This is a genomic window from Cocleimonas sp. KMM 6892, assembly GCF_035798195.1.
In the GTDB taxonomy this organism is placed as follows: Bacteria; Pseudomonadota; Gammaproteobacteria; order Thiotrichales; family Thiotrichaceae; genus Cocleimonas; species Cocleimonas flava.
Genome location: NZ_JAPFBV010000006.1, coordinates 365,771 through 389,447 on the forward strand (window position 1 = coordinate 365,771; position 23,677 = coordinate 389,447).

Consider the following 23,677-nt stretch of genomic DNA (forward strand, 5'->3'; position numbering starts at 1 on the left):
CCCGTTCAAGCTTTATGCAGCTTCGCCGCGTTGAAGGCTGTGAACATCTTTAGCGTGGAGGGGTTTTCCTCCGATACCCAAATCACCTTGCTTGATATCTTCGATATATACCCAGGTCACTCCGCGCATGTTTTCACCTTCGATTTCTACCATGGCACCGGTAAGTTTCTCGATGATTTGTGTCTTTTGTGCGGGTGTGAATACATCTTCAATTAGCTTTACGTTGATAAGTGGCATAATATTTTTTCCTATAGTTAATAAAAAGTTGTTAAAAAAAAGTGTATAAATAAAACCAAACAGTTTGTGTTGGTGAGGAAATAATAGAATTCGCAGACAAAAAAAGATGCGACGTAAACTGTAGTAATGCACTACAGATTGTGTAGTAAGCAACTACACATAGTTAACTTAGGAGGTTGTGATGGAGTACAAACAGTTTTGTCCGGTTGCAAAAGCATCCGAGTTATTGGGAGAAAAGTGGACCTTTCTAATTATTAGAGAAGCCCTGATGGGCGCTACAAGGTTTAATGAATTTCAACGCGGCATGGCACTGATATCTCCAACCATGCTAACCAAGCGGCTCAATGAGCTAACAGAAAACGGCCTGATGGTTCGCAAAAAAATCAATATGCAGAAAGGTTACGAGTACTTTTTGTCTGAAGCCGGAAAAGACCTTTACCCCGTCATAATGCAGTTGGGCGACTGGGGAATGAAATGGGCGCGTGGCCAAATGCAGAACTCTGAACTCGATGTCGAACTATTGATGATCTATCTGGTAAGGAGTATTAAACCCGAGAAACTCGCAGGCAATGAAACGACGATTCAATTCAACTTTACCGATTTAGAAAATCTAAAAAAATGGTGGATAGTTGTACAGAATGACGAAGTAGATGTGTGCCTTGAAGACCCCGGCAGGGACGTAGACGTTTGGTTTAATACCGACCTACGCACCATGATCGAAGTGTGGATGGGAGATACCACCTACAAGAAAGCAATTCGAGAAAGCCGCCTAAAACTGTTAGGACCACCGCAACTGACGAGTAATGTATCGCGCTGGATGGCCTACAGTATCTTTGCAGGTATTCCCGAAGCGGTCGAAATCGATTAGAGTTTTAATTTATACAGTAGCTCGTATAAATAACAGCTTTCATCTCGAAGGGTGTAATGCCTATCCAAGATACATATTATTGTTCGTTGAAAAAAAGTGCCCCAAAGTAGGGGGGTGGCATTTCTACCTGTTTAAACCCCTAATAAAAGATACAATTCAGGGTTGATAGCTAACACAATAAAAAAGATAAACATCAACCAAAGTAAACCACCAACAACCAGCCAAATAATATTCACGCCAGTGATTTTACTATTTTCTTCTCCATCTACAGATCCACATGCCAGATTGATTTTTAATTGAGCGCCGTACAAAACCCACGCTGTCAGGGGAACCATAACCAGTACAATCAATATTGAAATCAATTCACCAAACACTCTATCAAATAGGCCGTCAGCATTGGAAATCAGGGTAAATAAGACAAATAAGGTAGCCGCAGTCGCGTAATCCCATTTTTCTTTTCCTTCTTTAAATCCCAGTTCCTCATTGATTTTACGAAACAATGAATGAGTAAAAAATATAGAAAAAATAGCGCGTGGGACAGGCCAGAGACTCAAATTATTTTCGTATTTATATTTTCTCCAGTTTTCGTAAAACCAGTAGAGTTGATACATTCCTAAAGTCCCAATAAATAACAATAGGAATTTTTTAGGTGAAACCACATAAAACATATTCTCGTCAGTTTCAGCAGCACTCTCCAGAATGAGATTCGCTTCAGGTGGTCTGTAAACGCTGTTATCCATCGGGTATTCCTATTTTTATTGTTAGTTAGAATATTAATTCTCGCATAAATAGTTTGAATACAAGCTTAATTATATTTTTATCAGTGGATACTTGATTTAAAAAGTGCCTATAAGTAGGGGGGTGACATTATTGACGATATTTCACGTTACTCTGATCCTATTCATTTAAAATAGTCCCATTGTGAATCCGGATATATGAAAGTAAATCTATCACTGTTAATGTTTTTCACTAACAAAGAGCAGGTCATAAACGAATAGGTAAAGCACCATCCGACATGATCATATTGATTCTATAATCAATGTCGGGTGGTGTTCTTAACCCAACTTATGTTAAGTAGGAGTTACAATGAGAAGGCTTTCGAACTGTTTAATTTACTGCGGTAAAGCCTGAGCAGTTTTAGCAAGTCTCACTAGTGTAATAAACTCAGCACGATAACCGTATGGATCTTTACCTTTTGCATTCTGTGCTAGCTCGATAACATCATCATAGCTAAATGATTTTGTGTACTTTCCATCACGTAACAGTTGGCCAAAAGCTGCCACCGCTGTTGCAAACTTTGTTTCAATTGAGGCCGAGTTAATATTTTCTACGGCATCCGCGATGTGTATTGGTGTTTGAATTAGCTTACTTGTATTTTCATCAGGTAGCTTATAGCGAATTTTCAAGAATCCGTATTCACTCTGTTTAACTTTAGTTTCTTGTTTGTCTTCAGCAGTTTTCTTTTCAGTAGCCTTTATTTCAGTAGCAATGTCTTGACCATAACGAAGGGGATCAATTGCTTTGTTCTCAGAATCTACTGGGGTGATTTCATAAATTGCAGTCACCGTGTGACCTGACCCTATATCACCAGCATCAACTTTGTCGTTATTGAAATCTTCACGTTTCAAAGCACGCGTTTCGTATCCAATAAGTCGATATTCAGCGACAGTTTTTGGATTAAATTCCATTTGGATTTTTACATCCTTTGCGATGGTAAACAATGTTGATGAAGCCTCTTCTACTAGTACTTTACGCGCCTCACTTAAACTGTCGATATAGGCTGCATTACCATTACCATTTTGAGCGAGCTTCTGCATTAGAGCATCGTTATAATTACCTTTGCCAAAACCTAATACGGATAAATAAACACCTGACTTACGCTTGCGTTCAACAAAGCCTTTAAGTTCTTCTTTATCGCGGATACCTACATTAAAGTCTCCATCTGTAGCTAATAAAACCCGGTTTACCGCATCCTTATCATAATTAGCTTCCGCGAGTTGATACGCGAGACGAATACCTTGTCCACCTGCCGTAGAACCACCCGCTCTTAAGCGTTCTAAGGCTAGAATGATTTTTGCCTTCTCTTTTACTTTAGTTGGCTCGAGTACCTGACCTGCACTCCCCGCGTAAGCAACAATTGAAACCGTATCGTCATCTTGTAACGTGCTGAGTAACAGCTTGAAAGAATTAATCAATAATGGGAGCTTATTCTCTTGATTCATCGATCCCGATGTATCCAATAAGAAAACGAGGTTTGATTTTGGGTTTTCTTGTTTAGGTAAGTCATAACCCTTGATACCAATATGTAACAATTTAGTATTTTCATTCCATGGTGTTGGTGTCACAGTAGTTGAAACTTTAAAAGGCAGTGTCGCATCTTTTGGTTGTTCGTAATCATAAGGGAAGTAATTAATAAGCTCTTCTACTCGAACCGCATCTTTTTGCGGTAAACGACCTTGATTGAGCGAGCTACGCATAAAACTGTAAGAAGCAGTATCAACATCAATAGAAAACGTTGAAACAGGATTATACTTTGTTAGTTTCAGCGAATTAGTTTTGATAGGCTCAAACTTATCATTACCTACTGGAGATGCTTGGTGACTAACAGTCTTTCGATCGCTTTCCGGAGAGGGTTGTTTGAGACTACTAATATGACGCGTAGGCTCTTTAGATACCCAATTGTGGTTAACTTGAGCACTCCTTTCTCTAGCGCTTGATTCGTTTCTTTTATTGTTATTTCCAGCCCACAAACCACTACTCGTAGATTGATTTTCACTTTCAGAAAGTATCTGGTTAAACTGCACATCAGTAGCATCATCATCTGTGACGCCCATACCTATTTTCCCACCTACGTATTCAGGGTTAGCTTTATTTACTTGCTTGGCGTCTTGAGGCTTCTGAACAATCTTATGTTGTGGTTGTACTGGGGTCACTTTTACAGAAGGAGCTTCTGCTAATGCCGGTTCGGCAATGTTCTGATCTACAACGGTAGATAAGGTTTTTTCTTCTATATTTTTAGCTACTTCTGTTTTGGACTTAACATTAGAATTAAGTGTTTCATTTAATTCGTTAGATGTTTTTTGTGACAGATAGTCATCTCTTTCCCTGTTTTGAAAAATTTGCGGATTCAAAACAAGGACGGATACAGCTAAAGTGCCAGCCGCTGCTACTGGGAATAAGTAAGAATACTTCATGAGTTTGCTCCAATCTAAAAGGTTAAATAGACCTGCTTTTTTGCGGTCTTCATCCTTTTGACGAGCGTGCTCAGAATTTCCTTGGAAATTATTTTCATTTTTTTTGTTTTGTTGTTTTTCAAACGCTTGCATGGCCGATTGCATCGCGATTTTTTTAGCACGATCAGAGGCTTTTATCTCAGGCTCCTGTTCGAATGCTTGCTTTAATTTATCAAGTTTATCTTTCATTTAGTTACCTCCTCTCGCGCTTTTAGTTTTTCTCTTACTTCCATCATCCGCCATGAAACGGTGGACTCTTTAATACCTAATACTTCGGCAGCCTCGGCATGCGTTAAACCTTCAGCCACTACTAACAATGTTGTTTCCCGCCATGGCTCTGTTAAGTAATCTATTGCGTTATATGCCCACTCTACCGTTTTACGGTGCTCTTCATTTTGAAAGGTTTGAAGCTCACTAATCTCACTAAAATCAGCCATCATTAATTTTGAACGGTTTGATTTTCTCATCAAATCACGACATTGATTGAGAGTGACCTGATAAATCCATGTTGTCAGTTTCGATTTCCCCCGAAAAGTCGAAAGTTTCTTAGGTAAAGCTATACAAATTTCCTGAGCTACATCTTCAGCATCTTGTTGATTGACCAAAGTACGAAAAGCTACGCGATAAATGAGATCGTAATAGCGCTCTAATAAAGCTGTAAATGCAACTGCATCACCGTTGTTTATAGCTTTGATTAGCTCAATGTCACTTTTGATTTCATTCATTGTTGTTATTATGACGTTTCCTGTGGGAATTTCCTTGGAAATATTATTAACCAAAAAGAATAAAACAATAAGAAGAAAGCATAAAGCGCAGGAGATCCGATGGCGCTATGCATATCTAATCTACCTATTTGATGGTTCAGAGAAAAAAGTGCCCCAAAGGTGGGGGGTGTTATTAAAACCTAGGTTAGGGGAACTGACTTCTTTGTTAGCACTTTTGATATTTAATCTGGTTCTGGCTTTTAATGCTTATTAAAATATCGGCGATAAATCTACAGCCGATATTTTATATACTCACATAGTCAGATTTTATCTTAAAATTTAGCGTTGAATTTTCGTCTGGTAACTAACAATGAAACGCCAAAAAGTATAAACCAATAGCTAAATAATCCACCACCTGAACTTGTTCCTGTCGTTGTATCCGTACTATTTTCGATAGAAGTTGATGCTACAGGTTGATGGCTTAAAGGTGACTTGATTAAACCTTCTTGTCTATCCGCTATATTCAATTCAGGAGCAGATACTCCAGCGCCAATGCTGTATTCAAAGAAGCGATTGCTGGTAGATGGATAAATAACTCTGCTATAGCCATTGCCGTAAAAACTCAGATTGAAATTACTTTGAGTAAAGCTAATTAAATTTCTAGGAATCTTGATCTCAGATAAGTTTCCTGCAAATGAGGCTTCAAGTTCAGACAATTCTTGCCAATTCCAATCACTTCCAGACCCATTGTAAAAGTATAAGTAGTTACCTTCGATCATGTACTCAGCACCAATACCATCACTCAGTAAGTATCCAGAGTCTTTGTTCTGATCAGTATCTAAGTAAACTTGATAAATCCAAGGGATGTAATTACCGCTCAATTCATCAGCAACGATTGGATTGCGATTCTTCTGGTATAAATACAGATTGTCATTGCTATGAGCAAGGCTAGCGTTTATCCAATCAGGTCCTGAAGCCGTTTGAACAATTCTATCTATATCAGTAAATGCCTTTACAGAATCCCATTCAGTGATTTGCCCATCAATCACCATAAATTCGTCATCAACTACATTTGAGTATGAATCAAGTGAATTATCTTCAACCACATTGAAGGTAACCGTTGCTATACGCGAATCATCTACTGAATCGGAAGCCTTGTAAGTAAACGTATCTTCACCGACAAAACCCTGATTGGGTGAATAGAAAATTACGTAATCGACATCGCCAAACCACCTGAACCAAAAACTACCATTTTGAGGCGTTGAAAGAATTTCGTAAGTTAAAAACTGACTATCAACATCTGTTCCATCAATGTTGTATCCTAATTCACGACTGTTTTTCGGGACAACGAAGTGTAGATCATTCAAAACAGGTGGGGTATTAGCTCCTATGTTTGGAGAATCAGCTAATTTATACGTGAAATATCGAGTGCTGGCATTATCATCGAAAGCACCATTAGGGTACAGATCAGTAGTAACACCGCCGAATGCATAATTACTTCCCTGAAATACCGCTTTTATTTTTTTAGGGTTACCAATCGAAACTCTAGAAAGTTTATATTCGACCTTGGTAGCAGAGAAATTTGAGGAAAGTGAACCTAGAGTAGACCAATTCCAGTTTGAACCAGAACCCTCATATTTCATTAATACATTGCCTTCAATCACATAATCAGCGCCGAATACATTACTTAGTTGAAATCCAGTGTCAGAAGAATCATCCGTATCAAGAAATACCTGATAGCCCCAGGAAAAGCCTAAACGTGATCCGTGGGTAGTTGTTTCACTAATATTGGAAAAGTTATTTTCATAGAAAATAAATAAACTATTTTCATCATCAGCCATCGTCGCGACTTTCCAATTGATTCTTTCAGACTCTGTTTGAGGGATATCATCACTATCATCAAGTGGAAAATAATTTAAGCCAAGCCAATCACTTTTAATACTAGAGTTAGTTTCAATATCACCCACGTTGATAGGGTTTGAAATTTCTTCAGCGTAAAGAGATGTTATCTGTAATCCACCAATCAGTAGAATTAAGAGATAAGATTTTAGGGATTTAAAAACTAAGAGAGATATCATGATTTTTTATTTGAATAATTATTAGTAGTAGAAGCGATTAGAACACTGAATAGCGAGTAATAGTGCTTCTAACGATAAAAGGCATAAGTAAACGGTTAAACAAAACTTATATATATAGAATATTTCTTAGTCCACTGAATAGGACTCTTAAAATGATAACAAGCAGATCAAATAAAACGATAATCTTCAGATTAATCGAAAAAGCAGCTTTCTGAGGCTCAGCAAGAGCCAAGAAAGCTCATCGTAGATTCTGTTAGGAATCGTCGATGTACAAAGGTCAATTAACTACTATTGATCTTTCTTTAGTAATCAAAAAGTGCCCCAAAGTAGGGGGGGTGTATTTATTTTGCAATAAATTCTACTAATCGGTGTAGAAATTTTATATCATAAATATAACAACGATCTTCGACTGTAAATTGGGTGTGTGATGAATATAATAAAAATAATAATTCTGTTTGCTCTGTTAAATATCCTACCAAATATCGCTACTGCTCAAATTAATAAATGCACGATAGATGGGAAAACAATATACCAATCAGCACCTTGTCCTGTTAGTGAAACGAATGAAAACGCACAATCCTCTTTTGGTTTTGATGGCTGGAAGTTTGGCACCAGTATTCACAAAGCAAAACAGATCGCTCGACAGCGGCAATTAGCCATGACTCCTGGTACATCAGCGATTCATGCTAAATACAATGCCAAAGTGATCAATCGCCAACCTAATGCAAGGGTGTATTCCTATAGATCAAAAATCATGGATAAGACAACTACCGTAAGGCTTTACTTTACTAAGACCACGGAAGAACTGTATCAGGTAAAAGTCATTTTTCATGTCAACCTACTGAAGCCAGAAGAAAGAAAATATTTCTATGAAGCGCTACATGCTCAACTCACTGAAAAATATGGGAAAGCTAACAATATAAGTAGAGAAGATGTGAAAAGAAATAGTCAGGGTTTAGGCGGTGTTTTTGCAAAAAGTATTCAGGAATCACTAGTGGGAAATTTACAGGCATGGGGAGTAAAGACTGATAATTTAGTGACCTTAAACTACAAAGAAAAATATCAAAACATGATGTCTTATGAGCTGACTTATCAATACAGACCGTTAGTGTCACAGAATAAAAGAGAGATTACTTACGATATGAAACAACGAACGAGTAATTCTATTTTGAAAGATGGTGGGAAGTTGTAATATTCAAGGTTAACTTAATAGATTATATAGAAACGTGGCTAAAAGCAGGTGGTATTTTTTATAATACTTAATGTTACTCTGCCCCCAATAATTTTAGTCTATTAATAACCTTATTAGATATTTTTTATAAAATAAACTATTGAGTGAGCTTCATTAAATGTCAGTAATTAGACAGATATATATTAAAAACTTCCGATCAATTAAAGAACTAATCTGGTATCCAAACTCTGGACTGAATTGTTTAATTGGTCCAGGTGATTCTGGTAAATCAACTATTCTTGATGCGATTGATCTTGCGCTTGGTGCTAGGCGTTTCTACCCTTTTACTGATGCCGACTTCTATAAATTAGATACTACTATTCCTATCGAAGTTTTTGTAACTTTGGGTGCATTAGATGATCAGTTAATGAGTATTGATACGTATGGTGATTTTTTAAGAAGCTATAATTCAACTACAAAACAGATTTTTGATGAACCACAGCAAGGCTTGGAATCAGTTTTAACAATAAAGCTAACAGTTGGAGAGGATTTAAATCCCGACTGGCTCCTTTATTCTTTAAGAGCGGAAGCGGAAGGTTTGGAGCGAAGGTTACCTTGGAAGCATCGAGAATTAGTTACACCAGCCCGGCTCGGCACAGCAGCTCATCAGCACTTAGCTTGGGGAAATCGTTCTGTTTTAAACAAGCTATCAGAAGATTCATTAGATGTATCTTCAGTATTAGCTTCTATTAGCCGACGGACTCGCCAAACTTTTGCTGATCAACCACTTCCAGAAGTAAACGAAGTTCTTCTAAAGGTGAAAGCAGTTGCAGAGGACCTTGGTGTTCCTGTGGGTGACTTACAAGCATTGCTTGATGTGAAAGGGGTATCTCTTTCTAGCGGAGCTATCAGCTTACATGACAGTAATAATATTCCATTATGGCAATTAGGAACGGGATCAACACGCCTATTAATAAGTGGATTACAAAAAGCAGCTACTTCTTCTAAAATATTAATTGTTGATGAGGCTGAATATGGACTAGAGCCATTTCGTATTACTCGACTATTAAATGAATTAGGTTCTAAAGAGCAACATCCCACAAAACAAGTTTTTATCACAACTCATTCACCATATGTGTTGCGTGAGCTACAAGCTGAACAACTGCATGTTATGCGCCAAATTTTCCCAGCTCCACCACAACCAGCTCCAGTAGCACCAGCTCCAGTAGCACCAGCTCCAGTAGCACCAGCTCCAGTAGCACCAGCTCCAGTAGCACAAGCCCCAGTAGCACAAGCCCCAGTAGCACAAGTTCCTCAAGAAGAACCCATAAGAAGTCATCACATATATCACATAGAGGGTGGTAATCAGCAGCAAGCGACATTGCGAGCATGTGCAGAGGCTTTTTTTAGTCGTGCAGTAATTGTAGGTGAAGGTAAAACTGAGGTTGGTTTGATAAAAGGTATTGATCTCTTTTATCGAGATATTGGTAATACAGGTATTCATGCTAAAGGAGCATCCTGCACTGATGGAGGAGGTGGTGACAACTACTTTAAACGAGCAGAGATATTTAAGTCTTTAGGTTATCCCACGTCAATTTTACAAGACTCAGATATAAATACTGATGCTCATTTAGCGAAGTCACAACATTGTAGAGATATTGGTATTAACGTATTTGAATGGGGTCATGGTCAATCTACTGAAGGTGCGCTATTTAATTGGTGTCAACTAAACGTAATTCCATTATTAATTAGTTTTGCTATTGGTTTACAAGATGAACAAAAAATAAATCAACATATTATCAATTGCTCGGGAAATAGTTTTGATTTAAGAGCATGTCTTGATAACCCGACAGATGCTATGCGTCCGTTCCTGGCAAATGCAGCAGGTCAGTATAAATGGTTTAAAGATATTTCAAAAGCTGAGGAGCTAACTAGAACAGTAATTGGCCCAAGCTTAGCTAATTATAATGAGCATTTTTCAGAGATTATAAATAGTATTATTCATTGGGCTGATTTAAATGGTGATTTTAGATGAGTGTTGATGTTGTCATTAATTCCCCAAAAGGATTGGTTGTAGCTCCTGCTGGTTGTGGAAAAACACACCTGATTACTGAGACATTAAATGTGCAAGCTGAAAAGCCTTATTTGGTCTTGACTCACACTACAGCAGGTGTTGCAGCACTTAAACAAAGATTAAAACAACAAGGTGTACCAAACAAGAATTACCGAGTTGCAACTATTGATGGCTGGGCGTTAAGGATTGCGAAAATGTTTCCATTTTCATGTCCTATACAAGCATCCCCTGATAATCCACAAGCCTTCTATCCAGAACTACGCCAAGTTGTTAATGGTTTTCTCCTTGCAGGTCATATTATAGAAATTCTTCGTGCTTCCTACTCACGACTATTAGTTGATGAATATCAAGACTGCGGTCTTGATCAACACAATTTGGTAAGTAGTCTTTCGGTTATTCTACCGACAGTTGTGTTTGGTGACCCAATGCAAACGATTTTTAACTTCGGTACAACTGTTCATCCTAATTGGGGACAAGTTGTGCTTAGACAATTTCCCCAAGTTTTAGAATTAGATACTCCTTGGCGCTGGGAAAATGCCAATACAACAGAACTTGGCCAATGGATCTTAACTGCAAGGCAATCATTAATTCAAGGAAATCAGATCAACCTGCAAACATGTCCTAACTATGTTAAGTGGTATCAACTAACAGGAAATGAAAGAGTAGATCTACAAAACCAAAATAATGTTCAATTCCAAATACGAAATGATAAATCTGATAATGAAAAATTTTTAGTAATTGGTGATTCACTTAGAGTGGCTTCAAGGCATAATTTTGCAAAAATTGCTCATGGTATTGATGTTGTAGAACCAGTTGAATTTAGTGATGTTATCAATTTGGCATCAAGTATAGATGTAATGCAGGGAGTACAACTCATTGAACAATTATTGACAGCAATAGCTAAAATGATGACAGGAGTTGATAGAGCGAGGTTATTACAACGCTTACAAACGATTCTTGCTGGAAGAAACCGCGTTCCAGCCATTCCTGTAGAATTAGCCGCTAAAACTTTTGTCGAACAAGGAGGTAGAGAATCCCTTCAAAAATTATTAATTCAGCTTGAAAATAAGCCTGAGAGCAAGGTGTTTCGAAGAGGAGCATTTTCAGCTTTGAAAGACACGATTGCAGTTTCTATCAGTGAACCTAATAAAAGTATGAAAGAATCTGCAAAAATTGTTCGTGAAAAAAGGCGACATCATGGTGATAGACGGGTACCTCGGTTGGCAATTGGCTCAACATTATTGTTGAAAGGGCTTGAGGCTGACCATATTCTAATTTTAGATGCTGGTAATATGAATGCTAATCATTTGTATGTTGCTTTATCGCGTGGAGCTAAGTCGATTAGTGTCTTTTCTGCAAGCAATATAGTTGGTTAGTAATTATTCGATAAAAATACAGAATTTGTAAAAAAAGTGACTAAAAGTAGGGGGGTGTGAATTCAAGCTTCCTGCATTAAAAAAATAACTCCACAAATTGAAGTGTCCAACCTATGAGTACGAATGAAAAAATTATATTAAATCCAATTACAAATTTGATAACAGAAAAAATTGAAAATTCGAGCAATAGATTATTAATAGCAGTGCCATTTATTAGTTCATATGCTAGGAAAGTTTTAGAACAAGAAAAAATTAATAATATAAAAGACAAAAGATTAATTACAAAATTTGATGATTCAAATATAAATACTTTTGATATACCAACACTCCAATACCTATTGGATAATGGTTTTGAAATTTGTTTCAACAACGATATTCATCTTAAACATTACATAATTGATAATAGGGCATTCATAACATCGTCAAACTTGACTAAGGGTGGTTTTGAAAAAAATATTGAGCTTACAGTTGAAATAGACAAAACGAATTTACTTAAAAGCACTGAAGTTTTTGATGATCTTTGGGAAACATCCAAACCAAATGTAATTACAAAAGAACTGTTAGATGAGAATATTGAAAAATATAACGTCTTAAAGAAAAAACAGAAATTTGAAAATAGCACTAAGGTTGAAGTTAGCGATGAAAACCAAACGTCGACGTTGAATGTGGATAAGTTATTTGATGAGATATTTAATTCCACAATTATAAGTAATTCAAAATTACAATTGATCTATAAAGCAAACAAGAAAAGAAATATTTTTAAAAGAAGTTTGAGTGTCAATAAATTTGACATCTCTCTGTTTTATGCTCCAAAAGGTAATGATAAAAGAAGAGAGAATCTTTTTTATGATTTTGTTTATCTTGAAGAAGAAAAATTAGCGAATACTGGCTTGAGGGAAAGTCAGTTTGAAGATGTTTTTAAGCATCCAGACTTTCATAAAGTAATTTCTTTTATATTTCCTGATATGCATGAAATGGAACCTTGGAATTTTGAAGATGAGAATTCATTTCAGATTTTTTGTAAAGGACTTTTTGATTTTGAAATTCCTCAATATTCAGAAGCACTTCCAATACGACTAGCTTCTTACTTTTATCCAGATAAATTTTTCCCTATTTTTAAACTAAAGGATTTAAATATAATATGTAATGAATTAGGGATAGATACAAATGCTAAATCTAGAGGTGAAAAATTATTTGCCTATACAGATTTTCTTACTAAGAAGCTAAGAGATATACCCACAAATAACTATATAAAATCTAACATGGCTTATCACTTTCTTTATTCAAAAAAACTTTATAACCGTCTTGAAAAGGGAGAAAGCTTTCAAGAGATTAAAGATAGTTACAAACAAGTTTGGAAGAAAGGTTTTATAGATAAAGGAATGAAGTCTTTGAAAAGCATAAATGCTTTAAATATTTTAGAAATTTAATACAGCCTGTAATAAATAGGACAACCAAACGCTCATAAGCAATATTCAACCGGTAGTCGCGCCTGTAAGTTATTGATATATCCTCGACAAACGGTTACTCATGAAACCAAGGAAGATTCTGATTGATAAAAACTGCCTCGCAAAGCATAAATTCTATTTACGTTTTTAAACGACAAAAACGTAATATCATTCAAAACTAGGGGGTGGCTATTTCATTATTCCTATTTAGCTATGTAACTATGTAACTGGACACCCCTTTTATAATCGTTGGTATATTGCCAATTATTATCTGATGTCAGTATCTTTGTGTGTTATCAACAAGCCATTTGTAAGCCTCCCAAGTTTTTTGACATGTCCATTAAATAGGTGCTATAAACAGGTCTTTCTGTTCTTTAAGGCAAGGCTATGCAAACTAAATTTTCCGAAGATGTGATTTCTCTATCTGATCTTAAAGTTAATCCTGGCAAGGTTGTCAATCATGCCAAGGACTCTCATCGGCCCATTCTTTTAACCAGTCGTGGTCGTGGAGTGGCTGTGGTGCAGGGGCTTGAAGAGTTTGAAAAACATGGTGAAGAATTAGCATTTGTTAAAGCCATTGCTCAGGGCTTGGTAGAGATAGAAGAGGGTAAAAACATCGGTTTAGCAGAGGTTAAAGAAAAATTAGGCCTTAAATAAGTGGACGTCACATTATCCCAATCTGCATTTGAAGACCTAGAAAGTATCAAACACTATTACGCTGATTTGGATGTTCCTGAGGTTGGGGATGATTTTGTCTTAGCCATTTTCGAGCATATTGAATCACTAATTGTACATCCTGATATTGGCAGGATGGTTCCCGAGTTTAATGAAGAGCATATACGTGAGCTCATTCATCCACCTTTTAGAATCGTCTATCTGCGTAGCAAGTCGTTAATTCAGGTTATTCGCGTTTGGCGTAGTGAAAGATTGTTAAGTATCAATGAGCAGGATGACTAAATTACTGTGTTTAGTACGTTTGTATTATACTAAATAAATAGGATAATCAACCGTTCATAAGCAATATTTAATCGACGGTTACGCCCTTTAGTCATTGAGAAAAAGTGCCCCAAAGGTGGGGGGTGCCAAAGATCGTTTTTTATATTAACCAAGATCTTTAATTAGCAATATTTCTTCCGCTAAAGATAGATAGCGCCATTTACCGCTTTCGATGTCTGGTCTAAAACTACCAATGCTGATTCGTGTAAGTTTTAAGACTTTTAAAGCGGTCGCAAATTTGGGATCTTTCAATGCGCCAAAAAGCCGACGAATATGCTGATTCTTTCCTTCGTCAATCGCTACCCAAAGTTTTGTTTTCGCGCCTCCTGTGCCTTTTCTTTCAACACTAAGCACTTTCAGGATATCCTCTCTACTTTCCACGCCTTTCAGCGCTGCTGCAATATGCTCGTCTGTTACGTGACCTCTGACCCAAATCTCATAAACTTTGATGCAATTACCTGGTCTGGTGAGCCTTTCGCCCACTTTGCCGTTTGTTGTGAATAATAGAATCCCTTTGGATTCCAGGTCTAGGCGCCCGATGGGCATCCATCCATCATTAAAAACCCATTGAGGTAAAAGGTCGTAGACTGTTTTTCGACCTAGTTCATCAGAGCGTGTGACGACATAACCCTTCGGTTTATTGAGCGCCAACAGTTTTCTCGAATCGTTCGCTGCTGTATTCATTGTTTTTTTTCAGTGGGTGTTCTTGCACACTTAAGTGAGATTATTTTGAGTAAACGAAATAATGGCGAGTTTCCCTGTGCTTGAAAATAGATGTGAAATCAATAATTAGGGCGGGAGAGAAAATGTGGATTCAAGCAGTTATCTTAATCACTGTAACACACGTTATTAAAATAGCTTCGCGAAATACCTACTGTGTATGAATTACCATTGAAAGCAACTTAGGTCGGATAAGGTACGCCATCCGGTTTTTTTCGAGCGCTGTAGTACGAGAGCTATTGTATGAGAGCTATAGTATGAAAATTATCATGGTCATGTCGGATGGCGCTAGGCTTATCCAAGGTACATTTTCATTGTTCATTGAGTAAAAGTGCGTGATAGTCAGGCGGTGATATTTATTGGTTGATTAGACATATTTAAAATATGGACTAATATTTAACTATGAAACTTTTAAAATCCTTCAGTTTATTTTTAATGGTGATGTTTGCGTTTTCTGCACCTGCTTTTGCTAAGCCGCTATTTAGTAAGAGTGAAATGGCTGCGATTCAAGAGTTAGATAAGGTAGTCGCTGAGATTGAGAGAAAGAAACAAGAAACTAAAAGAAGACGTCAATCTACAGCAAATGCTAGAAAAAATAACAAAGTAAAACCTTATGCACTAATAGATGATGATGTTGATAAAAATACTTTGGATCCAGAAATATTTGGTAGTGATCCTAAGAATATTCAAGATAATTCCAGCCCTGATCCTCAAAACCCTGAGATATTCATGCTTGATGCGGATAACAATATAGTGCCAACAGTAGGGCGGGATGATATGGAACTCTTAGAAAAATTTAAAGAGAGGCTTCGCTAGGAAACGCGTGATCCGGGTAAAAATGTTCAAATAGCTTATATGGCGCTTTGCTTATCCGACCTGCAAACTTTTAATTGTCATCGAAAAAAGTGCCTAGATACACGCGTAAGGTTTAGAGTCGTTATACAGACGAGCTAGTCCTAAGCTCTGGCATAAATATTCGGCTAAGGCCTCACCCCTCGGGTCGTCGTCACTGCGTTCCAACGTTGTCCCGGTTGCACCTCGGCTGAGTTGTCCATTTCAAAAAACGAAATGGAAAGCTCATGCTAAGTAGGGGGGTGACTTTCTGATTTTTCTACGCCCAATAAACAACTAATTAACATAAAAACTAATTAAAATAAGTAATTAAGGGCTTTCCATACTTTAATTATGTTTTTCGATGGTATCTGTGTAAATTAATAATGTGAATTTACTCATTGCAAATAGTTAACATCGTTAGAGATATGATTAGAACGTATAGAAAAGACGAGCATAAGGCAGGGTTCATCGGCGTCCGTGTTGCTGTTATGGTCGATTCGAAATTAATGCAAAAGTATTATAGTTTTAAATCGACGGATAAATCAGAAGATGAGATTTTATCAGATGCTAAATCACTCCATGCAAAATGGATGATGGAAAAAAATCTGGCAAGCAGTAAACGCGATATTGCAGCTAAGGAATTGAGAAGAATCAGTTCTCCTTATTCTACCGGCGTTAAAGGTATTAAGTTTAGAATTTCGTACAACACCTGTTATTTTCATGTGCAGGGTACGACAAATAATATTCGTTTTCATAAGAACTTTAGTATTAACAAATACGGTTATGAAATGGCATGGTTTAAAGCCTGTGAGTTTCTACAAAAAAATAAAGACTATGCTTTATTCGATTCGATTTATAAAAATATACCGGTTAAGGAAAGGCTGTTAATCGTTTTCAGGTATTTATATTTTACGCAAAAGCAGGCAGTACATATTGGAGCACTTGCACCTGTGATTTCAGAAGATATTTTGGTGTCATGGTTTAAACAATTATTGATGCAGTTTAAAAATAACAAACCATTTAAAGCGGAAGTATTAAAATATATGAGCGATTATAATATTAAAGATACTGAGCTTTTAAGTATGACTTAAAGAGATTAGTGGGATAAGTCGGATGGCGCTGCGCTTATCCAACCTACTTTATTTTATTATTCATTCAGAAAAAGTGCCCGTAAGGTAGGGGGTGGCTTAATAAAAGCAATTCAAAGCATAATTACTACCTTCTATTCTTATGCCGCTTATCAATTCCGTGTGGATGATTTATTACTGTAAGGGTAATGAAAAAACTCACTATTCCCTATTTGAAAACACTGCTTTTACTGACCTTATTCGTCGGTTTGTTAGGTGTTGCCAAAACGATATTGCTGAATAAAGTGGGCAGCCTGAAACAACCATTGCCAAGTGTTTCGGATGCGTCGAAAACAATTGAATCACACGATTCTGTAGCTCATCAACAACCGATCAATAAGCAAACATCCTCTGCAAAATATGCTTTACCGACCACTTACGTATGGTCTACTCAAGGTACGCAGGCGAAACCCTCATCATGGAATATCGGGGATGATGCTCTTGCAGATAAAACTGATTTTGAAACTGAAAATGGATTAGCGCATCAGGATATTGATCAGTCTTATTATTTTTTACCTGAGTTAGCGAGCGATGAAAATAATGAAAGTGTTGATCTAAAAAAAGATACAAATAAAGATGTAGCTAACCTTGCAGCACTTAAACTCTCTGAGTTTAAAATCGCAGAGCAATTCACAGAAAGTATTGAAAACGATCTTAAATATGCGCTGGAAAAAGCCTCAATCCCTACAGCTGCACCTAACATTCAAGCATCACCTATCGTCGCCATCTCATCTTTTCAGGATCACCTTGCGAGACAGGCTGAATTGCGTCTGCAATCGAATGTTACCTATGACGGTCGCTATGTGAAAATCGGCTATCCAATGGGTGATGTGCCTAAAAATATCGGCGTATGTACCGACGTTGTGATTCGATCATTTCGTGGTTTAGGGATTGATCTGCAACAACGTGTGCATGAGGATATGAAACGTAATTTCCATCGTTATCCGAATAATTGGCGATTATCTAAACCTGATACCAATATTGATCATCGGCGTGTTCCCAATTTGATCACGTATTTTAAGCGTATTGGCACATCCTTAGCCGTTACGCATAACCCTGCGGATTATAAAGTAGGGAATATCGTGACCTGGGATTTGGGTCAAGGGCTGACGCATATTGGCATTGTGTCTAATTCAGTTTCTGCGATTACGGGTAATCCGTTAATTGTGCATAATATCGGAGCAGGCCCTGAGTTAAACGACATGTTGTTTAAACACAGGATTACGGGTCATTTTAATTACGGTACTGCTTTATCCTCTTCGAGAATGAAGTCGATTGCGAAAAACAAAGATTACTTGGATTACGTCGATTACGTGGATTACGTGGATTACGAGGGTGAAACCGGCTCATAAAAAAGTGCCTCTAAGCCGGGGGGTGGCAATTATTCTTTTCGTTTTTATCAGTTTTTTATCAGGTTTCGCTACCGACATGTTTCTTAAGACTTTCGACTAGTCCATCAATATCAAAGCCGTGCTTAGCGATTGATTTAGGCACGATATGATACAAACGCGGCATCGGGTAGAGCAAAATATAGTCGTCGTTTTGCCGCCATTTCAGAATATTGTCCCATTTGACTATGCCTTCGCCACTTGATGAGCCTATGAATACGCCATTATCCTGTTGCTGTATGGTGAATTCTTCATGCATGGCTTTGTACTTGCGGTAATGACGTTTTAGCATGTAGGGCGAGATGATGTATTTAATTAGTACCGCGACTAAAGTGCCTCCCAGCAATCCGCCGATTAATGCCCCCGACAAACTGCGCGGACCAAAAACTTCTCCCAATACTAAAAGCACCACACCCAGAAGTAGAATGAGTTTTACCTTGGTGGTCGTTCTGCTAAAGAGTTTTCCGGCATTTACATAATCTGCTTCAGTTATTCTGAATTTGGCTTCCATGGTTGATTAAATCCCTCGTGCTTTTTTATAGGTATTTATCATAGATAACTCAATGCTATCTTCTTGACGAGTAAATCATATCCGAAATTTCTGGGGGGATGGATGCTTTGTTAATATTTCCAGATAGAAACTAAATAAAGTTATGTAAATGCTATGTAAAAGCGAAGTTAAAGTAATCATTGTAAAAAAGTGCCCAAAAGCCGGGGGGTGGCTTAATAAACTATTTGAACCCTTTTTTTCGCTATTTCTGAGTCTCACACTCAAGTGACTTATCAATGTTTCCATTTATGTTCTAGACTTGATCCATTATGAAACATTTCTTATCGACACCCCTTGGTTTAATTCTCGGCAGTTTACTGTTTGCTGCGGTTGGTATCTTTCTGCTTAATCAAACCGGTTTAGTACCAAAGCTGATTGGCGCGTTATCCTTGCTGTTTTTTGGTGGTGGCGCTTTATTGCTGATTTGGCGAAATTATATGCAACGCCAGAAACAAAAAGAGGATGCGCGACCTTGTATCTGTGCATCATCCATTGATGAGGTATTGGTTGAAAAACAGAACGTCGATGACGATGAAGTGTTAGAGGTGTGGGCTAGAGTCGGAACTAAGTTAAATAAATCACTGCAGGGAATTTCTGCAATAAAATCGATAGGTGATGAGTTTGAGTGGTCGGTGATGGTTTCCTCAGGAGAGTTTTTTAGAAGTGGAGATGTTGCAACCGCATTCAACAATGAGATTTATCAGTCACTTGCTAAAGTACCCGGTGTAAAAACGGTAGTGCATGAAGATAATGAATACTGGGCTATCAATGGTGATTGTGACGGAAAGGCTTTGGTTGAAGCGGCATCGTTAGCAAATGATGCGGTGTTACAGAAATACCAAGACGGTGATTTTGATCAATGAGCCTGCGCGTTTACTTGTAGGCGTCAATCAAGTATCTCGGATGGCGCAATGCATATTCGACCTAACCTCATTAATTCATTGAAAATAATTCATAAAAAAGTGCCCCTAAGGTGGGGGGTGGCTTTTGATCTTTTTTACTAATTTGAGTATGCGAACATGGCTCATCTTTTAATGAGCCATATTCATTTCTACTTTAGTTTCGAAGTTAAGAAACACCGATGATTTATTATGCCGCTTTTTGTTTAGAGGCACCTTCAACCGCTTCTGTTTTAGCTTGTAAATCTTCTTTAAGATTCCATTGTCTGAAATCTGGGTCATCGGGCATTAACACTTTCCAGGATTGAAGTTTGTTCACTTTAATTTTTGCATCGTTACCGGCAATTTTTAAAATGTGTCCACCTTTTGTAAGATCTTTTGATAAAAAGTGTACGTGCCATCCTGGTAGGTTCATGCCTTCAACATAGTTTGGTGAGTAGATGCCAACGACACTGCCTTCAATATCGTTATATTCAAACTCTCTTTGATCACCTGCAACCTTGTATAGAGGCTCGTAAGGTTGTTTTTGTTTGAAGTTACTTCTTACTCTGACGTTGAATGTTCCTTCCATTTTGATCATGAAGAAGTAGTTATGTGAATCCAGGTATTTCTCGAGTTTTGTTTTCAAGTCTTCAATGCTTGCAAATGAGAGTTTATCTTCATCAACACTATCATCAAATTTTGTGGTTATGGAGAAGGCAAAGGTTTCATCTGGCCCCATTTCGCTGACTACGCCATCGGCTCTGCCTACGTATGCGTGGCCATTGTAAATGATTGCTTCGCCATCAAGTCCATTGTAAGTACCCACACCAGTGTCTGTATCTTTCAAGATTTCTTTAACGGTTTTACTGCCTCTGTAGTCGCCTTCCATTAGCGCATTTAAGGTTGATACCTGAACGAGAGTGCCATCGTCATGATGTGATCTTTTATGGAATATTTTTCTGAAGATTTCATGGTTGTGGTGATGGGTCCTGTAGTTGCCGTTTTCATCATAAACTGCGGCGAGTAATTCTGGATGTGTTTCTGAGAAGACTCTTTGTGCATCCGCTTTGTTGTGTTTGAAATAGGCGTTCATTGTCCATTTAGTGAAGAAGGGAGATAAAACATTAGTAATTAACAACACGAATGCGAGTATGGAAACGGTATTGGCTGCAACCTTTGCACCAAGTTGACCATCGAATGAGAATGTAGCAACCATCGCTGGGAGCACCAATGAAACACCTGCTAAGGCTGTAGAGCCCATTGCTGCATAGCCTGGTCTTTTAAGAAGGTAACGATCAACAATGTATGGAATAACAATGGTCACTGCCCAATAGATGCCAGTGAGTAAAATCGCTACTAGAATTATTTGCGCTTGAAATGCGTTGACTAAATCGATGGTTGAACCAAATTGGAAGCCAAGGAAGGGAAGCAATATGGTGTTACCGCCTTTGAATACTTCTTTGATTTTTGGATCGAGATTACCCAGTACGATACCTAGCAAGAATGGTATGAGTAAAGAGATTACTTGCATAACCTGACTGGTGAAATTTCCACCGCCACTGCCGAAATAAGATAAGAATATAAAAGGGAGAAGAGGCATGGAGAAGATCAACATAATTGGGAATGTTCCCCGATCAGGTTGATCAGCATAGGGTTGAATTATACCCATGTATAAGGCCGCATTTGCGGATGTTAAGCAACAGACCAAGGTAATCGCATCAATGCCTGCAAATCCTTCTGCACCGAAGTAGACAAAGACGAAAGCACTGATTGCGTAGGCAGGGATTAATCGTGCGAGGATAATCCAGATTCCTCTTTCGCCAATTTCTACAAAATCATGACCGGTAATCATGGTGCCTGTGCAAAACAACATCAGACCAATGACGAGCATTTGTCCGGAAGGACCAAATAAACTCTTCATCGGATCACCGAGGTAATCCCATAGTGACATTCCCAGACTACTGTGTGCGGTAATGGTTACAATGATGGCACTTAAAACCAGTGGTATGAACATTGTACCCGCGGGAATTTCATTCAAAAATTTCCAGATTCCTATCCCTGAAAACTGCTTCTTTTCTTTTGCGTCGATCATAACTTACTCCTAATAATCAAATTAACGATAGATTGCATAGTCCCCTTTAGAGAGGTGTTTGCGTCGATGCGAAAAAGGCTTACTTAGGCGAAAAATTACGAACTTTGCATAACAGCACAAACTAGGTATCGGTAAAGCGAGTCGCTTCGCAGTTTACGTATTGACGGTGAATTATAGGAATAGACAGACAAGGATGAACATTCGGACATCTACGTAGAGGTGCTGTGAGAATTACGTAGTGCGGTCATCACTCTGATATGTCAATGTTACGATATTGATTTTTAGGGTTGGGGTCGTATTAAGCTCTGCTTAATTAGTGGCTAGATATACTTAGTTATTCAGTAAATATTTATTTTTGAATTTTTACTAGAAAAGCTGGTCTGATTTTAATAATAACAATAATCAACAAGGCAATATGAAACACTTATTCCGTCACTTAAACATTGCTAATTCCATTCTGCTAATCGTTTTATTTTTCACAAATAGTCACGTTTATGCAGAAGAGTTTGTAACCTTCGCCAAGGGTTATGCCAAGGACAATTCTCAATTTCAAATCGAGATGCCAAGCTTATCTTCAAGCAAGCTGGATAAAATTAATGCTGCTGACATTATCAATAATAATATTGTCTTCAACGTGTTTAATTTTCAGCAACTGTCAGAGGTTTTAGATAATGCCACGGGCGGCGAGATTATTGTCGTAAGAAGCAACCTCAGAGATAAGCGTTATCATTACAAACAAAAGCGCCGTTTTAATGCGCCGGTGCTTATCCTTGGTATGTTGGGTCATAATAGGGCGCCTTTTCTGGAAAACATAACCTGGGAAAATCTGCACAACGTCACCATCAGTCATTTTAAGGTCAGTAATTTATGGGATACCGCCCGAAATAATTATTCCTGGCAGATCAGGAATTCAAATAACGTTCGTTTAAGCAATATACACTTCAGCGATAAAAACAATAATTTAGTTGCATTAAAACGCGGAAAACTCGATACGATTCTGGCCAGTCAGTCAGGTCTGCTGATCAAACAAAGTAACAACATTATTATCGATAGAACGCTGTTTACCGATTTATTTCATGGGGTTGAATTTCATGATATGAATGGGTTTTACGCGGTAGCCAATAAAGCCGTAAGAGTGGCGAGCGATATGTTTTCTGGTGGTGGTGTGAATAATGCATTATTCGATTCCAATTTAATGCATACCCGAACCCCTGTTTTTTATAAACAACGCTTTCGCAAAACACAGTATGTGCATAGCGATATGATCCAGTTATATACCAGTAAACAGAAGCGCAATAACACTAATATCACGATTCGTAATAATGTTTCGCTGGTGGGTAAGACACCGTTGAGGAATCCTAATTTAACGGGTTGGCAGTGCTTTTTTACGCGTGATGAAAAAGGAGATTCTTTTTTTGGACGATTTAGGTCTTTGCCTTACGCCAATATAAAGATCATCAATAATTTCTGCGCCTCTAATCAACATCATGGTGTGACGCTATCCAGAGGGATTGATAATGTGGTTGCCGGTAATTTTGTGTTGTTGGTCGATCAGGTAAAAAATAAACGACAGGCGACAGGTTCGATCAAAGTTTTTGAAAATAAAAACTGTAGAATTCTGGGTAATGTGTCGAATGAATTTGAATTCAAGAATATGTCGAATTGCCAAATTACGAATAATATAAATGGCTTTAAACCAGACTATAACAACATCATTTTTAATATGAGGGAAGCGATCCATTCAGCCCCACAACGCGCGGCGATTGAGGTTGCTTCAAGCTCAAATGATTTAAGCCGATTTTATACAAATACAGGTTTGCAAGAGAACCCATTGCAATACCTTGATTATTCGAAGTTAACCCTGGTGCCAGTTTTTTAGATGATTAGTGAGGTAGGTTAG

The 23,677-nt window shown here is 37.7% G+C and carries 20 protein-coding genes; 12 read left to right on the top strand and 8 right to left on the bottom strand.

Annotated features, from left to right (window positions below; translation table 11 throughout):
* Nucleotides 1–12 precede the first annotated feature (12 nt).
* Nucleotides 13–237, bottom strand: a complete 225-nt coding sequence (locus OO007_RS17440; protein ID WP_325809758.1) for a tautomerase family protein — start codon at nt 235–237, stop codon at nt 13–15.
* Between the two features lie 181 nt (nt 238–418).
* Between OO007_RS17440 and OO007_RS17445 the strand changes: the two genes are divergently transcribed.
* Nucleotides 419–1,105 carry a winged helix-turn-helix transcriptional regulator gene (locus OO007_RS17445; protein ID WP_131906389.1) on the top strand — a complete coding sequence of 229 codons (687 nt, stop codon included), beginning with the start codon at nt 419–421 and terminating at the stop codon, nt 1,103–1,105.
* Nucleotides 1,106–1,236: 131 nt separating this feature from the next.
* Here the strand turns inward: OO007_RS17445 and OO007_RS17450 are convergent, their stop codons facing one another.
* From OO007_RS17450 to OO007_RS17465, 4 genes are all read right to left on the bottom strand, one after another.
* Complete coding sequence (locus tag OO007_RS17450; protein ID WP_325809759.1) at nt 1,237–1,845, bottom strand: hypothetical protein; 609 nt, start codon at nt 1,843–1,845, stop codon at nt 1,237–1,239.
* Nucleotides 1,846–2,217: 372 nt separating this feature from the next.
* The gene (locus tag OO007_RS17455) at nt 2,218–4,527 is read right to left on the bottom strand and encodes a vWA domain-containing protein (RefSeq protein ID WP_325809760.1); all 2,310 of its coding nucleotides are present in this window, start codon (nt 4,525–4,527) and stop codon (nt 2,218–2,220) included.
* A complete protein-coding gene (locus OO007_RS17460) occupies nt 4,524–5,063 on the bottom strand; it encodes an RNA polymerase sigma factor (RefSeq protein WP_325809761.1) in 540 nt (179 codons plus the stop codon). The genes OO007_RS17455 and OO007_RS17460 overlap by 4 nt, the downstream gene beginning before the upstream one ends.
* Nucleotides 5,064–5,374: 311 nt before the next feature.
* The gene (locus OO007_RS17465; RefSeq protein WP_325809762.1) at nt 5,375–7,120 is read right to left on the bottom strand and encodes an Ig-like domain-containing protein; all 1,746 of its coding nucleotides are present in this window, start codon (nt 7,118–7,120) and stop codon (nt 5,375–5,377) included.
* A 427-nt stretch (nt 7,121–7,547) separates the two neighbouring features.
* On the opposite strand from OO007_RS17465, the gene OO007_RS17470 reads away from it, so the two are divergent.
* The 6 genes from OO007_RS17470 to OO007_RS17495 all read left to right on the top strand — a co-directional run bounded on the left by OO007_RS17470 (nt 7,548) and on the right by OO007_RS17495 (nt 14,146).
* Complete coding sequence (locus tag OO007_RS17470) at nt 7,548–8,312, top strand: hypothetical protein (protein WP_325809763.1); 765 nt, start codon at nt 7,548–7,550, stop codon at nt 8,310–8,312.
* 157 nt (nt 8,313–8,469) lie between these two features.
* Nucleotides 8,470–10,326 (top strand): ATP-dependent nuclease, encoded by a 1,857-nt coding sequence (locus OO007_RS17475; RefSeq protein WP_325809764.1) that lies wholly within the window; start codon nt 8,470–8,472, stop codon nt 10,324–10,326.
* Complete coding sequence (locus OO007_RS17480) at nt 10,323–11,741, top strand: UvrD-helicase domain-containing protein (RefSeq protein ID WP_325809765.1); 1,419 nt, start codon at nt 10,323–10,325, stop codon at nt 11,739–11,741. Before OO007_RS17475 ends, OO007_RS17480 begins: the two co-directional genes overlap by 4 nt.
* Nucleotides 11,742–11,854: 113 nt before the next feature.
* A complete protein-coding gene (locus tag OO007_RS17485; RefSeq protein ID WP_325809766.1) occupies nt 11,855–13,171 on the top strand; it encodes a phospholipase D-like domain-containing protein in 1,317 nt (438 codons plus the stop codon).
* Nucleotides 13,172–13,576: 405 nt separating this feature from the next.
* Nucleotides 13,577–13,846: a type II toxin-antitoxin system Phd/YefM family antitoxin gene (locus OO007_RS17490; protein ID WP_325809767.1), complete on the top strand. Its 270-nt coding sequence runs from the start codon at nt 13,577–13,579 to the stop codon at nt 13,844–13,846.
* Nucleotides 13,847–14,146, top strand: coding sequence for a type II toxin-antitoxin system RelE/ParE family toxin (locus tag OO007_RS17495; protein ID WP_325809768.1), 300 nt, complete (start codon nt 13,847–13,849; stop codon nt 14,144–14,146).
* Between the two features lie 144 nt (nt 14,147–14,290).
* Here OO007_RS17495 and OO007_RS17500 read toward each other — a convergent pair whose 3' ends face one another.
* Entirely contained in the window at nt 14,291–14,869 is a 579-nt protein-coding gene (locus OO007_RS17500) for a pseudouridine synthase (protein ID WP_325809769.1), read from the bottom strand.
* 438 nt (nt 14,870–15,307) lie between these two features.
* Between OO007_RS17500 and OO007_RS17505 the strand changes: the two genes are divergently transcribed.
* The 3 genes from OO007_RS17505 to OO007_RS17515 all read left to right on the top strand — a co-directional run bounded on the left by OO007_RS17505 (nt 15,308) and on the right by OO007_RS17515 (nt 18,218).
* Entirely contained in the window at nt 15,308–15,721 is a 414-nt protein-coding gene (locus OO007_RS17505) for a hypothetical protein (protein WP_325809770.1), read from the top strand.
* A 443-nt stretch (nt 15,722–16,164) separates the two neighbouring features.
* Nucleotides 16,165–16,830, top strand: coding sequence for an AP2/ERF family transcription factor (locus OO007_RS17510; RefSeq protein WP_325809771.1), 666 nt, complete (start codon nt 16,165–16,167; stop codon nt 16,828–16,830).
* Nucleotides 16,831–17,015: 185 nt separating this feature from the next.
* Nucleotides 17,016–18,218 carry a DUF1287 domain-containing protein gene (locus OO007_RS17515; RefSeq protein ID WP_325809772.1) on the top strand — a complete coding sequence of 401 codons (1,203 nt, stop codon included), beginning with the start codon at nt 17,016–17,018 and terminating at the stop codon, nt 18,216–18,218.
* A 58-nt stretch (nt 18,219–18,276) separates the two neighbouring features.
* Here the strand turns inward: OO007_RS17515 and OO007_RS17520 are convergent, their stop codons facing one another.
* Nucleotides 18,277–18,765, bottom strand: coding sequence for a YcxB family protein (locus OO007_RS17520; protein WP_325809773.1), 489 nt, complete (start codon nt 18,763–18,765; stop codon nt 18,277–18,279).
* 308 nt (nt 18,766–19,073) lie between these two features.
* Between OO007_RS17520 and OO007_RS17525 the strand changes: the two genes are divergently transcribed.
* The gene (locus OO007_RS17525) at nt 19,074–19,667 is read left to right on the top strand and encodes a hypothetical protein (RefSeq protein WP_325809774.1); all 594 of its coding nucleotides are present in this window, start codon (nt 19,074–19,076) and stop codon (nt 19,665–19,667) included.
* Between the two features lie 226 nt (nt 19,668–19,893).
* Here OO007_RS17525 and budA read toward each other — a convergent pair whose 3' ends face one another.
* Complete coding sequence (gene budA / locus OO007_RS17530) at nt 19,894–21,777, bottom strand: acetolactate decarboxylase (RefSeq protein WP_325809775.1); 1,884 nt, start codon at nt 21,775–21,777, stop codon at nt 19,894–19,896.
* A gap of 415 nt (nt 21,778–22,192) precedes the next feature.
* On the opposite strand from budA, the gene OO007_RS17535 reads away from it, so the two are divergent.
* Entirely contained in the window at nt 22,193–23,656 is a 1,464-nt protein-coding gene (locus OO007_RS17535) for a hypothetical protein (RefSeq protein ID WP_325809776.1), read from the top strand.
* Nucleotides 23,657–23,677 lie beyond the last annotated feature (21 nt).

What these genes read in the sequence shown, in the direction of transcription:
- OO007_RS17535 (WP_325809776.1), top strand. Translation starts at nt 22,193, where the DNA reads ATGAAACACTTATTCCGTCACTTAAACATTGCTAATTCCATTCTGCTA.
- OO007_RS17460 (WP_325809761.1), bottom strand. Translation starts at nt 5,063, where the DNA reads ATGAATGAAATCAAAAGTGACATTGAGCTAATCAAAGCTATAAACAAC.
- OO007_RS17470 (WP_325809763.1), top strand. Translation starts at nt 7,548, where the DNA reads ATGAATATAATAAAAATAATAATTCTGTTTGCTCTGTTAAATATCCTA.
- OO007_RS17455 (WP_325809760.1), bottom strand. Translation starts at nt 4,527, where the DNA reads ATGAAAGATAAACTTGATAAATTAAAGCAAGCATTCGAACAGGAGCCT.
- OO007_RS17510 (WP_325809771.1), top strand. Translation starts at nt 16,165, where the DNA reads ATGATTAGAACGTATAGAAAAGACGAGCATAAGGCAGGGTTCATCGGC.
- OO007_RS17520 (WP_325809773.1), bottom strand. Translation starts at nt 18,765, where the DNA reads ATGGAAGCCAAATTCAGAATAACTGAAGCAGATTATGTAAATGCCGGA.
- OO007_RS17465 (WP_325809762.1), bottom strand. Translation starts at nt 7,120, where the DNA reads ATGATATCTCTCTTAGTTTTTAAATCCCTAAAATCTTATCTCTTAATT.
- OO007_RS17475 (WP_325809764.1), top strand. Translation starts at nt 8,470, where the DNA reads ATGTCAGTAATTAGACAGATATATATTAAAAACTTCCGATCAATTAAA.
- OO007_RS17500 (WP_325809769.1), bottom strand. Translation starts at nt 14,869, where the DNA reads ATGAATACAGCAGCGAACGATTCGAGAAAACTGTTGGCGCTCAATAAA.
- OO007_RS17440 (WP_325809758.1), bottom strand. Translation starts at nt 237, where the DNA reads ATGCCACTTATCAACGTAAAGCTAATTGAAGATGTATTCACACCCGCA.
- OO007_RS17480 (WP_325809765.1), top strand. Translation starts at nt 10,323, where the DNA reads ATGAGTGTTGATGTTGTCATTAATTCCCCAAAAGGATTGGTTGTAGCT.
- OO007_RS17515 (WP_325809772.1), top strand. Translation starts at nt 17,016, where the DNA reads ATGAAAAAACTCACTATTCCCTATTTGAAAACACTGCTTTTACTGACC.
- OO007_RS17445 (WP_131906389.1), top strand. Translation starts at nt 419, where the DNA reads ATGGAGTACAAACAGTTTTGTCCGGTTGCAAAAGCATCCGAGTTATTG.
- OO007_RS17505 (WP_325809770.1), top strand. Translation starts at nt 15,308, where the DNA reads ATGAAACTTTTAAAATCCTTCAGTTTATTTTTAATGGTGATGTTTGCG.
- budA (WP_325809775.1), bottom strand. Translation starts at nt 21,777, where the DNA reads ATGATCGACGCAAAAGAAAAGAAGCAGTTTTCAGGGATAGGAATCTGG.
- OO007_RS17490 (WP_325809767.1), top strand. Translation starts at nt 13,577, where the DNA reads ATGCAAACTAAATTTTCCGAAGATGTGATTTCTCTATCTGATCTTAAA.
- OO007_RS17525 (WP_325809774.1), top strand. Translation starts at nt 19,074, where the DNA reads ATGAAACATTTCTTATCGACACCCCTTGGTTTAATTCTCGGCAGTTTA.
- OO007_RS17485 (WP_325809766.1), top strand. Translation starts at nt 11,855, where the DNA reads ATGAGTACGAATGAAAAAATTATATTAAATCCAATTACAAATTTGATA.
- OO007_RS17450 (WP_325809759.1), bottom strand. Translation starts at nt 1,845, where the DNA reads ATGGATAACAGCGTTTACAGACCACCTGAAGCGAATCTCATTCTGGAG.